Origin of the sequence: Pseudomonas arsenicoxydans (assembly GCF_006438915.1) — a bacterium.
Classification (GTDB): Bacteria; Pseudomonadota; Gammaproteobacteria; order Pseudomonadales; family Pseudomonadaceae; genus Aquipseudomonas; species Aquipseudomonas arsenicoxydans_A.
In genome coordinates this window covers 351,756-364,904 of record NZ_RCZE01000002.1, presented here as the reverse complement: position 1 = coordinate 364,904, position 13,149 = coordinate 351,756, and the positions used below count along the sequence as shown (strand labels likewise).

At 57.0% G+C, this 13,149-nt stretch carries 13 protein-coding genes; all 13 read left to right on the top strand.

The annotated features are described in order from the left end of the window. The first annotated feature begins 281 nt into the window (after positions 1 to 281). Positions 282 to 1,019 (top strand): 30S ribosomal protein S2, encoded by a 738-nt coding sequence (rpsB, locus tag EAH78_RS05210; RefSeq protein WP_003219330.1) that lies wholly within the window; start codon positions 282 to 284, stop codon positions 1,017 to 1,019. 191 nt (positions 1,020 to 1,210) lie between these two features. Then, on the top strand, positions 1,211 to 2,074 hold the full coding sequence (gene tsf / locus EAH78_RS05205; RefSeq protein WP_140666354.1) for a translation elongation factor Ts: 864 nt from the start codon (positions 1,211 to 1,213) through the stop codon (positions 2,072 to 2,074). Between the two features lie 211 nt (positions 2,075 to 2,285). Next, on the top strand, positions 2,286 to 3,029 hold the full coding sequence (gene pyrH / locus EAH78_RS05200; protein WP_003172271.1) for a UMP kinase: 744 nt from the start codon (positions 2,286 to 2,288) through the stop codon (positions 3,027 to 3,029). Then, on the top strand, positions 3,026 to 3,583 hold the full coding sequence (frr, locus tag EAH78_RS05195) for a ribosome recycling factor (protein WP_140666352.1): 558 nt from the start codon (positions 3,026 to 3,028) through the stop codon (positions 3,581 to 3,583). The genes pyrH and frr overlap by 4 nt, the downstream gene beginning before the upstream one ends. Before the next feature lie 17 nt (positions 3,584 to 3,600). Continuing rightward, on the top strand, positions 3,601 to 4,356 hold the full coding sequence (uppS, locus tag EAH78_RS05190; protein ID WP_140666350.1) for a polyprenyl diphosphate synthase: 756 nt from the start codon (positions 3,601 to 3,603) through the stop codon (positions 4,354 to 4,356). Next, positions 4,356 to 5,162 carry a phosphatidate cytidylyltransferase gene (locus EAH78_RS05185; RefSeq protein ID WP_140666348.1) on the top strand — a complete coding sequence of 269 codons (807 nt, stop codon included), beginning with the start codon at positions 4,356 to 4,358 and terminating at the stop codon, positions 5,160 to 5,162. The genes uppS and EAH78_RS05185 overlap by 1 nt, the downstream gene beginning before the upstream one ends. Then, a complete protein-coding gene (gene ispC, locus EAH78_RS05180; protein ID WP_123433702.1) occupies positions 5,159 to 6,349 on the top strand; it encodes a 1-deoxy-D-xylulose-5-phosphate reductoisomerase in 1,191 nt (396 codons plus the stop codon). Before EAH78_RS05185 ends, ispC begins: the two co-directional genes overlap by 4 nt. Positions 6,350 to 6,402: 53 nt before the next feature. After that, a complete protein-coding gene (rseP, locus tag EAH78_RS05175; protein ID WP_140666346.1) occupies positions 6,403 to 7,755 on the top strand; it encodes a sigma E protease regulator RseP in 1,353 nt (450 codons plus the stop codon). A 74-nt stretch (positions 7,756 to 7,829) separates the two neighbouring features. After that, positions 7,830 to 10,220 carry an outer membrane protein assembly factor BamA gene (gene bamA / locus EAH78_RS05170; protein WP_140666344.1) on the top strand — a complete coding sequence of 797 codons (2,391 nt, stop codon included), beginning with the start codon at positions 7,830 to 7,832 and terminating at the stop codon, positions 10,218 to 10,220. 45 nt (positions 10,221 to 10,265) lie between these two features. Then, a complete protein-coding gene (locus EAH78_RS05165) occupies positions 10,266 to 10,769 on the top strand; it encodes an OmpH family outer membrane protein (RefSeq protein WP_008028980.1) in 504 nt (167 codons plus the stop codon). A 2-nt stretch (positions 10,770 to 10,771) separates the two neighbouring features. Further along, the gene (gene lpxD, locus EAH78_RS05160; RefSeq protein WP_140666342.1) at positions 10,772 to 11,827 is read left to right on the top strand and encodes a UDP-3-O-(3-hydroxymyristoyl)glucosamine N-acyltransferase; all 1,056 of its coding nucleotides are present in this window, start codon (positions 10,772 to 10,774) and stop codon (positions 11,825 to 11,827) included. 108 nt (positions 11,828 to 11,935) lie between these two features. Beyond that, positions 11,936 to 12,376, top strand: a complete 441-nt coding sequence (gene fabZ, locus EAH78_RS05155; RefSeq protein ID WP_007907157.1) for a 3-hydroxyacyl-ACP dehydratase FabZ — start codon at positions 11,936 to 11,938, stop codon at positions 12,374 to 12,376. Beyond that, positions 12,373 to 13,149, top strand: a complete 777-nt coding sequence (lpxA, locus tag EAH78_RS05150) for an acyl-ACP--UDP-N-acetylglucosamine O-acyltransferase (protein WP_140666340.1) — start codon at positions 12,373 to 12,375, stop codon at positions 13,147 to 13,149. The genes fabZ and lpxA overlap by 4 nt, the downstream gene beginning before the upstream one ends.

Here is a 13,149-nt window from a genome sequence, read left to right as displayed (position 1 = left end):
GACGATCAACGCAAATCTGAGCCTCTGTGCGTCGCATCTCTCTATAGATAGGCGCATTCTTGAACGATTCCACGGGGCAATTGAGGGCTCGCGTCAGGATTTGAGAATCCGGGTTCCGTTTTTTTCAGCCTTGTGGTATAAAATGCGCCGCTTTCCGGGGATACCCCGAAAGGCTTAAATCCACACACGTGTCGACACGATGACCTGGGTGCCTTCAGCTGATGCTGCTGGTTGGTCATTGGGATACGTGGAGGCCAAACCCGACTTATTAAGGAACTATCATGTCCCAAGTCAACATGCGCGATATGCTGAAGGCCGGTGTGCACTTCGGTCACCAAACCCGTTACTGGAACCCGAAAATGGGTAAGTACATTTTCGGCGCGCGTAACAAGATTCACATCATCAACCTTGAAAAAACCCTGCCAATGTTCAACGAAGCTCTGACTTTCGTAGAGCGCCTGGCCCAGGGCAAAAACAAGATTCTGTTCGTCGGTACCAAGCGTTCCGCTGGCAAGATCGTTGCTGAAGAAGCAGCACGTTGCGGTTCGCCGTACGTCGATCACCGCTGGTTGGGCGGCATGCTGACCAACTTCAAAACCATCCGTGCTTCCATCAAGCGTCTGCGTGACCTTGAAGTGCAAGCCGAAGACGGTACTTTCGCCAAGCTGACCAAGAAAGAGGCGCTGATGCGCACTCGCGACCTGGAAAAGCTGGATCGTTCCCTGGGTGGTATCAAGGACATGGGCGGTCTGCCAGACGCTCTGTTCGTTATCGACGTTGATCACGAGCGCATCGCGATCACCGAAGCCAACAAGCTGGGCATCCCGGTTATCGGCGTAGTCGATACCAACAGCAGCCCGGAAGGCGTTGACTACATCATCCCAGGCAACGATGACGCAATCCGCGCTATCCAGCTGTACATGGGTTCGATGGCTGACGCTGTAATCCGCGGTCGCAACCACGTTGCTGGCGGCACCGAGCAGTTCGTTGAAGAAGCTCCGGTAGCAGCAGCTGAGTAATTGACGCCTTGGCGTTGACTCAGTAAGCAAAAAGGGGGCTTGGCCCCCTTTTTGCCACCTCGAAAACCGTTTGTCGGCCCCGCACTGGCAGAGCTGTAACGTGCAGCGGCTTACAACGGTGGTTCGGGAAGAATTGATCGCCCGTTCGATCGGGTGGAATGGTTGAAAACCTATCCAAGAGGATTTTGAAAATGGCAGCAATTACTGCAGCGTTGGTTAAAGAACTGCGTGAGCGTACCGGCGAAGGCATGATGGATTGCAAGAAAGCCCTGGAAAAGGCTGACGGCGACATCGAAAAAGCCATTGATGACATGCGTGCTTCCGGCGCAATCAAGGCTGCCAAGAAAGCAGGCAACGTGGCTGCTGAAGGCGCTATCGCTCTGAAAGAAGACGGCAAATCTGCTGTTCTGCTGGAAGTGAACTCGCAGACTGACTTCCTGGCCCTGCAGGACGACTTCAAGGCATTTGTTGCTGCTAGCGTTGAAAAAGCGTTCGCCGACAAACTGACTGACGTCGCTCCGCTGATCGCCGCTCAAGAAGCTGATCGCCTGGTACTGGTTGGCAAGGTTGGCGAAAACGTCAACATCCGTCGCCTGGCACGCGTTGAAGGTGATGTTGTTGGTGGTTACCTGCACGGCAACAAGATCGGTGTTGCAGTTGTCCTGAAAGGCGGCAACGTTGAACTGGCCAAAGACATCGCTATGCACGTAGCGGCCAGCAACCCAGAGTTCCTGCTGCCTTCGGAAGTTTCTGCCGAAGCGATCGAGCGTGAAAAAGCTGTGTTCCTGCAGCTGAACGAAGAAAAAATCAAAGGCAAGCCAGAAAATATTGTTGAAAATATGGTCAAAGGCCGTATCAGCAAGTTCCTGGCTGAGGCTTCCCTGGTTGAGCAGGCGTTCGTCAAGAACCCTGAAATCAAGGTTGGCGAACTGGCCAAGAAAGCCGGTGCTGAAATCGTTTCTTTCACCTACTTCAAAGTAGGCGAAGGCATCGAGAAGCCAGTAGACAACTTCGCTGAAGAAGTTGCTGCCCAGCTGGCTGCTGCCAAGTCGTAAGACGGTTTTTTTAACTGTCGCCCTGAAGAGGCTGCCCGCTTACGCGCGCAGCCTCTTTTCAGATGGGCCGCCAATTTTTAATTGGTTTCCCGTTGGAACTGGCTTACAAAGCCATGTTCCGATGGCGCTGAAGCAGCGCCAAGCTAGAGTGAACGCAGCTGTAAACAGCTCGCAAAGAATTTTTTAAAATACGCCGCAGGAGAGATTCGCAATGGCTCAGCAGGGCAGTGGTTATCAGGCTCGCTATAAACGCATTCTACTCAAGCTTAGCGGCGAGGCCCTGATGGGCTCGGAAGAGTTCGGGATCGATCCGAAAGTTCTGGATCGCATGGCGCTGGAAGTCGGCCAACTGGTCGGTATCGGCGTTCAGGTCGGTCTGGTGATCGGTGGTGGCAACCTGTTCCGCGGTGCAGCGCTGAGCGCGGCCGGCATGGATCGGGTGACGGGCGACCACATGGGCATGCTGGCCACTGTGATGAACGCCCTGGCCATGCGCGATGCGCTGGAACGTGCCAATATCTCGGCCATCGTGATGTCGGCCATTTCCATGGTAGGCGTGACCGATCACTATGATCGTCGCAAAGCCATGCGCCACCTGAACGCCAAGGAAGTCGTGATTTTTGCGGCGGGTACCGGTAATCCATTCTTCACCACGGATTCGGCGGCCTGCTTGCGTGCAATCGAAATCGATGCCGATGTCGTGCTCAAGGCCACCAAGGTCGATGGCGTCTACACCGCTGACCCATTCAAAGACCCGCATGCCGAGAAGTTCGATCATCTGACTTACGATGAAGTGCTGGATCGCAAGCTGGGCGTGATGGATCTGACGGCCATTTGCCTGTGCCGCGACCACAAGATGCCGTTGCGCGTCTTTAACATGAACAAGCCCGGCGCCCTGCTGAATATCGTGCATGGCGGCGCTGAAGGGACCCTGATCGAGGAAGGCCAACAATGATCAACGAAATCAAGAAAGACGCTCAAGAGCGCATGCAGAAATCCCTGGACTCTCTGAACCATGCATTTGGTCAGATTCGTACCGGCAAGGCCCACCCAAGCATTCTGGGTAGCGTGATGGTGCCGTACTACGGCACGGACACTTCCATTACCCAGGTGGCCAACATCACGGTAAAAGACTCCCGGACCCTGCAGGTCGTCGCGTTCGAGCGCAACATGCTCGCGGCCGTTGACAAGGCAATCCAGAGTGCAGGCCTGAACCTCAACCCGACCAACCTGGGTGAGTTGCTGCTGATTTCCATGCCTGCACTGACTGAAGAAACCCGCAAGGGCTTCACCAAGCAGGCGCGCAGTGCAGCTGAAGATGCGCGTGTTGCCGTGCGGAACATTCGTCGCGATGCCCTGGGTGACCTTAAGAAACTGGTCAAGGACAAGGAGATAAGCGAAGACGAAGAGCGTCGTGCTGTCGCTGATATCGATAAATTGACCAAAGATGCCGAGGCCCAGATCACAAAGGCCACGGAAGACAAAGAAAAGGACCTGATGGCCGTATAAGGGGTCAGGACGTTTTCATGGAAAAGACCAAGCAGACTGCGCCGTCCGCGGTGCCGCGCCATGTCGCGATCATCATGGATGGTAATAATCGCTGGGCGAAGAAGCGCTTTATGCCGGGTGTCGCCGGGCATAAAGCGGGCGTTGATGCGGTTCGTGCAGTGATCGAAGTGTGCGCTGAAGCCGGGGTCGAGGTGCTGACCCTGTTTGCCTTCTCCAGTGAAAACTGGCAGCGCCCTGCAGATGAAGTCAGTGCCTTGATGGATTTGTTCTTCAAGGCGTTGCGTCGCGAGGCCAAGCGCCTCAATGACAACAACATCAGTCTGCGCATCATCGGTGATCGCTCACGCTTTCATCCCGAGCTTCAGGCTGCCATGCGTGAAGCTGAGGCGATGACTGCCGGTGCCAACCGCTTTATCCTGCAGATCGCCGCCAATTACGGCGGTCAGTGGGACATTGCGCAGGCCGCTCAGCGCCTGGCGCGGGAAGTTCAGGCCGGGCATCTGCGTCCGGAAGACATCACCCCTGAGTTGCTGCAAACCTGTCTGGCCACCGGCGATCTGCCGTTGCCGGATTTGTGCATTCGTACCGGTGGCGAACACCGCATCAGCAACTTCCTGCTGTGGCAACTGGCTTACGCCGAGTTGTACTTCTCCGACCTGTTCTGGCCGGACTTCAAACACGACGCCATGCGAAATGCGCTGGCCGATTTCGCTTCTCGCCAGCGCCGCTTCGGTAAAACGAGCGAGCAGGTCGAGGCTGGAGCCCGGGTTTAATGCTTAAACAACGAATCATCACCGCACTGATCCTGCTACCGATCGCTTTGTGCGGGTTTTTCCTGCTCGAGGGTTCCGGCTTTGCGCTGTTCATCGGGCTGGTCGTGTCGCTCGGTGCTTGGGAGTGGGCGCGACTGGCCGGTTTTACCGCCCAGCCGATTCGCGTTGCCTATGCCGCAGTGGTCGCGTTGATGCTGTTTGTCATGCATATCCTGCCGGGGCTTGCGCCTTGGGTGCTGGGCGCTTCGGTGCTCTGGTGGGGCGTGGCGACGTATCTGGTGCTGACCTATCCACGTTCCAGTGAACACTGGGCCAGTGCCGCCTGCAAGCTGGTGATCGGTTTACTGATTCTGTTGCCGGCCTGGCAAGGTCTGGTCCAGATCAAACAGGAGCCCTTGGGGAACTGGCTGATCATGGCCGTGATGGTGCTGGTCTGGGGGGCTGATATCGGCGCGTACTTCTCCGGTCGTGCCTTCGGCAAGCGCAAGCTTGCGCCACAGGTCAGTCCCGGCAAGAGCTGGGAAGGCGTTTACGGTGGCCTGGTGCTCAGCCTGGTCATCACGGCGATCGTCGGCCTGGCGCGCGACTGGAGTTTCGCCCAGGTGCTGATGGGGTTGATTGGCGCGGCAGTGATTGTTTTCATTTCGGTGGTGGGCGACCTCACCGAAAGCATGTTCAAGCGTCAATCGGGCATCAAGGACAGCAGTAACCTGCTGCCGGGGCATGGCGGCGTGCTGGATCGAATCGACAGCCTGACGGCTGCGATCCCAGTGTTCGCCGTACTGTTGTGGATGGCTGCACCGTGAGCCGCCCTCAACAGATTACTGTGCTGGGGGCGACCGGTTCGATTGGTCTGAGCACTCTCGATGTGATTGCTCGTCATCCGTCGCGTTATCAGGTGTTCGCCTTGAGCGGGTTCACTCGCCTCAGTGAGTTGTTGGCATTGTGCGTGCGTCATACGCCGCGCTTTGCGGTCGTGCCGCAAGCCGACGCTGCCCGAACCCTGCAGGACGACTTGCGCGCGGCCGGCCTGTCGACCCGTGTGTTGGTAGGGGAGGAAGGGCTGTGTCAGGTTGCTTCCGATCCTGAAGTCGATGCCGTCATGGCGGCCATCGTTGGCGCGGCGGGCTTGCGTCCGACGCTGGCGGCGGTCGAGGCGGGCAAAAAGATTCTGCTGGCGAACAAGGAGGCGCTGGTCATGTCCGGCGCCCTGTTCATGCAAGCCGTGCGCAAAAGCGGCTCGGTGCTGCTGCCGATCGACAGCGAGCACAACGCGATTTTCCAATGCATGCCGCAGGATTTCGCTCGTGGTCTGGGTGTGGTTGGCGTGCGTCGGATTCTTCTCACAGCCTCTGGCGGTCCGTTCCGACAGACACCTTTGGCTGAACTGGCGCATGTTACCCCCGACCAGGCGTGCGCTCATCCAAACTGGTCCATGGGTCGCAAGATTTCGGTCGATTCGGCCAGCATGATGAACAAGGGGCTCGAGTTAATTGAGGCCTGCTGGCTGTTCGATGCCAAACCGTCGCAGGTCGAAGTGGTGATTCACCCTCAGAGCGTGATTCATTCTCTGGTCGACTACGTCGATGGCTCGGTGTTGGCCCAGTTGGGTAATCCGGACATGCGCACACCAATCGCCAATGCCCTGGCCTGGCCTGAGCGTATCGACTCGGGCGTGGCGCCGCTGGACCTGTTTGCCATTGCGCGCCTGGACTTCCATGCGCCCGATGAAGAACGTTTCCCTTGTCTGCGCCTGGCGCGGCAGGCTGCCGAAGCCGGTAATAGCGCACCGGCGATGCTTAATGCGGCGAATGAAGTGGCTGTCGCGGCGTTTCTCGACGGGCGGGTTCGCTACCCGGAAATCGCGAGTATCATCGAGGAAGTGTTGAACCTCGAGCCGGTAGTGGCGGTAGATGATCTCGAGGCCGTGTTCACGGCTGACGCGAAAGCGCGAGTACTGGCCGGACAATGGTTGAGTCGTCACGGGCGGTAAGTGCTGCAGTACGTTGGTCCATGCAGCACCGGATAGGATTGCGGAGAAAGTAGATGAGCGCGCTCTATATGATTGTCGGCACCCTGGTGGCTTTGGGCGTGCTGGTTACCTTCCACGAATTCGGCCATTTCTGGGTCGCGCGTCGCTGTGGGGTCAAAGTGCTGCGTTTCTCCGTAGGCTTCGGCATGCCGTTGCTGCGCTGGCACGACAAGAAAGGCACGGAGTTCGTAGTGGCCGCCATCCCGTTGGGCGGCTACGTGAAAATGCTCGATGAGCGTGAAGGCGAAGTGCCGGCCGATCAGCTCGATCATTCTTTTAATCGCAAATCTGTCCGCCAGCGTATCGCAATCGTGGCTGCCGGCCCGATTGCAAACTTTTTGCTGGCCATGGTGTTTTTCTGGGTCTTGGCAATGCTCGGCAGCGAGCAGGTGCGGCCAGTCATCGGCGCGGTCGAGTCCGGCAGCATTGCCGCCAAGGCCGGTTTGACTGCGGGTCAGGAAATTGTTGCCATCGATGGCGAGCCAACGACTGGCTGGGCGTCAGTGAATCTGCAACTGGTTCGTCGTCTTGGCGAGAGCGGTTCACTTCAATTGTTGGTGCGTGAGCAGGGCTCCACCACGGACTCTCCTCGTGAGCTGATGCTGGATAAGTGGCTCAAGGGCGCTGACGAGCCGGATCCGATCCGTTCTCTGGGTATTCGTCCTTGGCGTCCGGCGTTGCCGCCCGTGTTGGCCGAACTCGATCCGAAAGGACCGGCGCAGGCGGCGGGCCTGAAGACTGGTGATCGCTTGCTGGCTCTGGATGGAAGGGCGCTGGACGACTGGCAGCAAGTGGTCGACACCGTCCGTATGCATCCGGATACCAAAATCATGCTGCGCGTCGAGCGCGATGGTGCTCAAATCGACGTCCCTGTGACGCTGGCCGCTCGCGGCGAGAGCAAGGCGCCCACCGGTTATATGGGGGCAGGAGTGAAAGCGGTCGATTGGCCACCAGAGATGATTCGCGAAGTCAGTTACGGTCCTGTGGCCGCGATTGGGGAGGGTGCCCGACGCACCTGGACCATGAGTGTGCTGACCCTCGATTCGCTCAAGAAAATGTTGTTCGGTGAGCTCTCGGTAAAAAACTTGAGTGGACCGATAACCATTGCTAAAGTGGCGGGCGCTTCTGCCCAGTCGGGCGTTGCTGATTTCCTGAATTTCCTTGCTTATCTGAGTATTAGCCTGGGAGTTCTGAATTTGTTGCCCATTCCTGTACTGGATGGGGGGCATTTGTTGTTTTATCTGATCGAGTGGGCGCGTGGTCGTCCCTTGTCGGATCGGGTGCAGGGTTGGGGGATACAGATCGGTATCAGTTTGGTGGTCGGGGTGATGTTGCTTGCTCTGGTCAATGATTTGGGCCGTCTGTAACACTTCGCTGAATTGCGAATCTGCCGCATTTTGCGGCAGTTTGTTTATTGCCAGTTGGAATAAGAAAGGACTTCATGAAACGTCTGCTGCTAACTGCGGTTCTCACCGTATTGATGATCGCCGAAGTTCACGCCGAGTCCTTCACTATCTCTGATATTCGCGTCAATGGCCTCCAGCGGGTCTCCGCGGGTAGCGTCTTTGGTGCTTTGCCGTTGAACGTCGGCGAACAGGCGGACGATCGTCGCCTGGTGGAATCCACTCGTGCTTTGTTCAAAACCGGGTTCTTTCAAGATATCCAGCTGGGCCGCGATGGCAACGTCCTGGTCATCACGGTAGTCGAGCGCCCATCGGTCGCCAGTATCGAGATCGAGGGTAACAAGGCGATCTCCACTGAAGACCTGATGAAGGGCCTCAAACAATCCGGTCTGGCCGAAGGCGAGATCTTTCAGCGTGCCACGCTCGAAGGTGTGCGTAACGAACTGCAGCGCCAATACGTCGCTCAGGGTCGCTACTCGGCCACCGTCGATACCGAAGTGGTACCGCAGCCACGTAACCGCGTCGGCTTGAAGGTCAACATCAACGAAGGCACTGTCGCTGCTATCCAGCACATCAACGTGGTGGGTAACACCGTCTTCCCTGACGAAGACCTGATCGACCTGTTCGAATTGAAGACCACCAACTGGCTGTCTTTCTTCAAGAACGACGACAAGTACGCCCGTGAAAAACTCTCCGGTGACCTGGAGCGTCTGCGCTCCTACTACCTGGACCGTGGCTATATCAATATGGATATCGCTTCGACCCAGGTGTCGATTACTCCGGACAAGAAACACGTCTACATCACCGTCAACGTCAACGAGGGTGAGAAGTACACCGTTCGTGACGTCAAGCTGAGCGGCGACCTGAAAGTCCCTGAAGACCAGGTCAAGTCCCTGCTGCTGGTTCAGAAGGGACAGGTGTTCTCGCGCAAGCTGATGACCACCACCTCGGAATTGATCACTCGCCGCCTGGGTAACGAGGGTTACACCTTCGCCAACGTCAGCGGCGTGCCTCAGCCTCATGATGAAGATCACACCGTTGACATCACCTTCGCTGTCGATCCGGGCAAACGTGCGTACGTTAACCGTATCAACTTCCGTGGCAACACCAAGTCGGAAGACGAAGTGCTGCGCCGTGAAATGCGTCAGATGGAAGGTGGCTGGGCTTCGACCTACCTGATCGATCAATCCAAGACCCGTCTAGAACGTCTGGGCTTCTTCAAGGAAGTGAACGTCGAAACGCCTGCTGTACCGGGCGTCGATGACCAGGTTGACGTGAACTACAGTGTTGAAGAGCAGGCTTCCGGTTCGATCACTGCCAGTATTGGTTTCGCTCAAAGTGCCGGCCTGATCCTCGGTGGTTCGATCACCCAGAACAACTTCCTGGGTACTGGTAACAAAGTCAGCATCGGCCTGACCAAAAGCCAATACCAGACCCGCTACAACTTCGGTTATGTCGACCCGTACTGGACTGCTGACGGTGTGAGCCTGGGTTACAACGCGTTCTATCGCACCACCGACTACAAAGACCTTGATGTCAACGTAGCAAGCTATGCCGTAGACAGCCTGGGTGCTGGCGTGAGCGTCGGTTATCCGATCAGCGAGACATCGCGTCTGACCTTCGGCCTGACTGCACAGCAAGACAAGATCAAGACCGGTCAATACACCGTCGACGAGATTTTCGACTTTGTTAACCGTGACGGTGATCAGTACCTGAACGTCAAGGCGTCGGCTGGCTGGTCCGAGTCCACCCTGAACAAAGGCGTATTGGCGACCCGTGGACATTCCCAAAGCCTGACCGCGGAAGCCACTGTGCCGGGCAGCGACCTGTCATTCTTCAAGCTCGATTACCGTGGCCAGTTGTTCCAGCCATTGTCTGAAAACTACACCATGCGCCTGCACACCGAATTGGGTTATGGCGATGGTTACGGTTCGACCGATGGCTTGCCATTCTATGAAAACTACTATGCTGGTGGTTTCAACTCGGTTCGTGGCTTCAAGGACAGTACGCTGGGCCCGCGCAGTACGCCTAGCCGTGGTCAGCCTGTTACGGGTAACAACGGCACGCTTGCCGACCCGGACCAGGATCCACTGCCGTTCGGTGGTAACGTCCTGATTCAAGGTGGCGCAGAGATTCTGTTCCCGCTGCCGTTCGTCAAGGATCAACGTTCGCTGCGTACCTCGGTATTCTGGGATGTGGGTAACGTGTTCGACTCCAAGTGCACGCAGACCACCAACACCAATCCTGCGTCGAAGTCCAATACGCAGTGCAACGAGGTCAGCTTCAGCAACATGGCCAGTTCCGTCGGTGTAGGTGTGACATGGGTCACTGCGCTGGGTCCGCTGAGTTTCGCGCTGGCGATGCCAGTAAAAGAACCGGATAACGCTGAAACTCAAGTGTTCCAATTCTCTCTTGGTCAGACGTTCTAAGCGTCTGCCTCAAAATAATGACAATGGATTTTGTAGGGGTGCATCGTGCGTAAGTTGACTCAATTGGTTCTCCTCGCCACCGTACTGGTCGCAGGCCCGGCTTTTGCCGACATGAAAATCGCCGTCCTGAACTATCAGATGGCCCTGCTGGAATCCGACGCGGCCAAGAAGTACGCCGTGGATGCCGAGAAGAAGTTCGGCCCGCAACTGACCAAGCTCAAGACACTGGAAAGCAGTGCCAAAGGCATTCAGGACCGTCTGATGGCCGGTGGCGACAAGATGCAGCAAGGCGAGCGTGAGCGTCTTGAACTGGAATTCAAGCAAAAGGCACGTGACTTCCAGTTCCAGTCCAAGGAGCTGAACGAAGCCAAAGCGGTTGCCGACCGTGAAATGCTGAAGCAGCTCAAGCCGAAACTGGACAGCGCTGTGGAAGAAGTCATCAAGAAAGGTGCTTTTGACCTGGTCTTCGAGCGTGGCGCAGTGATTGATGTCAAACCTCAGTACGACATCACTCGCCAGGTTATCGAGCGCATGAATCAGCTGAAGTAACTATGACAGCGACTATAAAGCTCGGCCAATTGGCCGAGTTCCTCGGCGCCACGCTACGTGGCGACCCGGAGAAAGAAATCACTGGGCTAGCCACTTTGCAAGAGGCTGGCCCATCTCAGTTGAGCTTTCTCGCAAACCCTCAATACCGTAAATACCTGGCAGACAGCCGGGCCGCAGCCCTGTTGCTGAAGGCTGCTGATGCCGAAGGTTTTGCCGGTAACGCACTGGTGGTGCCTGATCCGTATCTGGCCTACGCGCGTATTTCCCACCTGTTCGATCCAAAACCGAAAGCAGCTGCCGGTATTCATCCGACAGCCGTTGTGGCCGAGGACGCGGTGGTTGACCCGGCTGCGAGTATTGGTGCTTTTGCGGTGATTGAAAGCGCGGCACGCATTGCTGCTGGCGTGACTATCGGTGCGCATTGCTTCATCGGCGCCCGTTGCGAAATCGGCGAAGGCGGCTGGCTGGCCCCGCGGGTCACGCTGTATCACGACGTGCGCATCGGCAAGCGTGTGGTGATTCAGTCGGGTGCCGTACTCGGTGGTGAAGGCTTCGGCTTTGCCAACGAGAAAGGTGTCTGGCAGAAAATTGCCCAGATCGGTGGTGTGCTGGTCGGCGATGATGTGGAGATTGGCGTGAATACCGCTATCGACCGCGGCGCATTGGCCGATACCGTTCTCGGTAACGGCGTGAAGCTCGACAACCAGATCCAGATCGCGCACAACGTTCAGGTCGGTGATCACACCGCCATGGCAGCCTGTGTCGGGATCTCCGGCAGCACCAAAATCGGCAAGCACTGCATGCTCGCTGGCGGTGTTGGGCTGGTGGGACATATCGAAATTTGCGACAACGTTTTCATCACAGGGATGACCATGGTGACCCACTCGATTACCGAAAAGGGTTCCTATTCTTCCGGTACGGCCATGCAGCCAGCAGCCGAATGGCGCAAAAGCGCGGCTCGCATCCGTCAGCTCGATGACATCGCGCGGCGTCTGCGACAGCTGGAAAAGCGTGTAGGGGAAGTGACCCCTGACGGTAATGCTTCATCAGATGGCTGATACCATTTCCATATCAAGTGTGCACAGCCGTTAGACTGCCTGCTTGATTTGCTAGAGGGGCGCGCGTCAGTCGCCCGCTCCCAATCTTTACATAGGCTTCCCCCCGAAATGATGGACATCAACGAGATTCGCGAATACCTGCCTCACCGTTACCCGTTCCTGCTGGTGGACCGGGTCGTGGATCTGGATGTGGAAGGCAAGCGCATTCGCGCCTACAAGAATGTCAGCATCAACGAACCGTTCTTCAATGGTCACTTCCCTGCGCATCCAATCATGCCGGGCGTACTGATCATCGAGGCGATGGCTCAGGCTGCCGGGATCCTTGGTTTCAAAATGCTCGACGTGAAACCAGCGGACGGCACCCTTTACTACTTCGTGGGCTCCGACAAGTTGCGCTTCCGTCAGCCTGTACTGCCGGGCGATCAGTTGATCCTTGAAGCCAAGTTCCTGAGCTGCAAGCGTCAGATCTGGAAGTTCGAATGCCAGGCTTCGGTCGACGGCAAGCCAGTCTGCTCCGCAGAAATCATCTGCGCGGAACGCAAACTATGAGTTTGATTGACCCTCGCGCAATCATCGATCCGACGGCCATTCTGGCCGACGACGTCGAGGTCGGCCCGTGGTCGATCGTCGGCGCAGGTGTGGAAATCGGCGAGGGAACAGTGATCGGGCCGCACGTGATTCTCAAAGGCCCGACCCGAATCGGTAAGCACAACCGCATCTACCAGTTTTCGTCGGTAGGTGAGGACACGCCCGATCTGAAGTACAAAGGTGAAGAAACCCGTCTGGTCATCGGTGACCACAACGTCATCCGTGAAGGCGTGACGATTCACCGCGGGACCGTACAGGACCGTTCGGAAACGACCCTGGGCGATCACAATCTGATCATGGCCTATGCCCACATCGGTCATGACAGCGTCATCGGCAACCACTGCATCCTGGTCAACAACACGGCGTTGGCCGGCCATGTGCACGTTGAAGACTGGGCGATCCTCTCCGGTTTTACCCTGGTTCACCAGTATTGCCACATTGGCGCCCACAGTTTTTCCGGCATGGGCACGGCCATCGGCAAGGACGTTCCAGCGTATGTCACAGTGTTTGGCAACCCTGCCGAAGCGCGCAGCATGAACTTCGAAGGCATGCGTCGTCGTGGTTTCAGCGAAGACGCGATCCACGCGCTGCGTCGTGCCTACAAGGTGGTTTATCGCCAAGGCCTGACGGTCGAGCAAGCGCTCATCGAGCTGGCCGAACCCTCGGACCAGTTCCCGGAAGTCGCGGTGTTCCGTGACTCCATCCAGTCTTCGACTCGCGGCATCACCCGTTAA

Bases quoted from the DNA above. Each gene is read 5' to 3' on its own strand.
- rseP (WP_140666346.1), top strand. From the start codon at position 6,403: ATGAGCGCGCTCTATATGATTGTCGGCACCCTGGTGGCTTTGGGCGTG.
- lpxD (WP_140666342.1), top strand. From the start codon at position 10,772: ATGACAGCGACTATAAAGCTCGGCCAATTGGCCGAGTTCCTCGGCGCC.
- rpsB (WP_003219330.1), top strand. From the start codon at position 282: ATGTCCCAAGTCAACATGCGCGATATGCTGAAGGCCGGTGTGCACTTC.
- EAH78_RS05185 (WP_140666348.1), top strand. From the start codon at position 4,356: ATGCTTAAACAACGAATCATCACCGCACTGATCCTGCTACCGATCGCT.
- bamA (WP_140666344.1), top strand. From the start codon at position 7,830: ATGAAACGTCTGCTGCTAACTGCGGTTCTCACCGTATTGATGATCGCC.
- fabZ (WP_007907157.1), top strand. From the start codon at position 11,936: ATGATGGACATCAACGAGATTCGCGAATACCTGCCTCACCGTTACCCG.
- pyrH (WP_003172271.1), top strand. From the start codon at position 2,286: ATGGCTCAGCAGGGCAGTGGTTATCAGGCTCGCTATAAACGCATTCTA.
- lpxA (WP_140666340.1), top strand. From the start codon at position 12,373: ATGAGTTTGATTGACCCTCGCGCAATCATCGATCCGACGGCCATTCTG.
- tsf (WP_140666354.1), top strand. From the start codon at position 1,211: ATGGCAGCAATTACTGCAGCGTTGGTTAAAGAACTGCGTGAGCGTACC.
- frr (WP_140666352.1), top strand. From the start codon at position 3,026: ATGATCAACGAAATCAAGAAAGACGCTCAAGAGCGCATGCAGAAATCC.
- uppS (WP_140666350.1), top strand. From the start codon at position 3,601: ATGGAAAAGACCAAGCAGACTGCGCCGTCCGCGGTGCCGCGCCATGTC.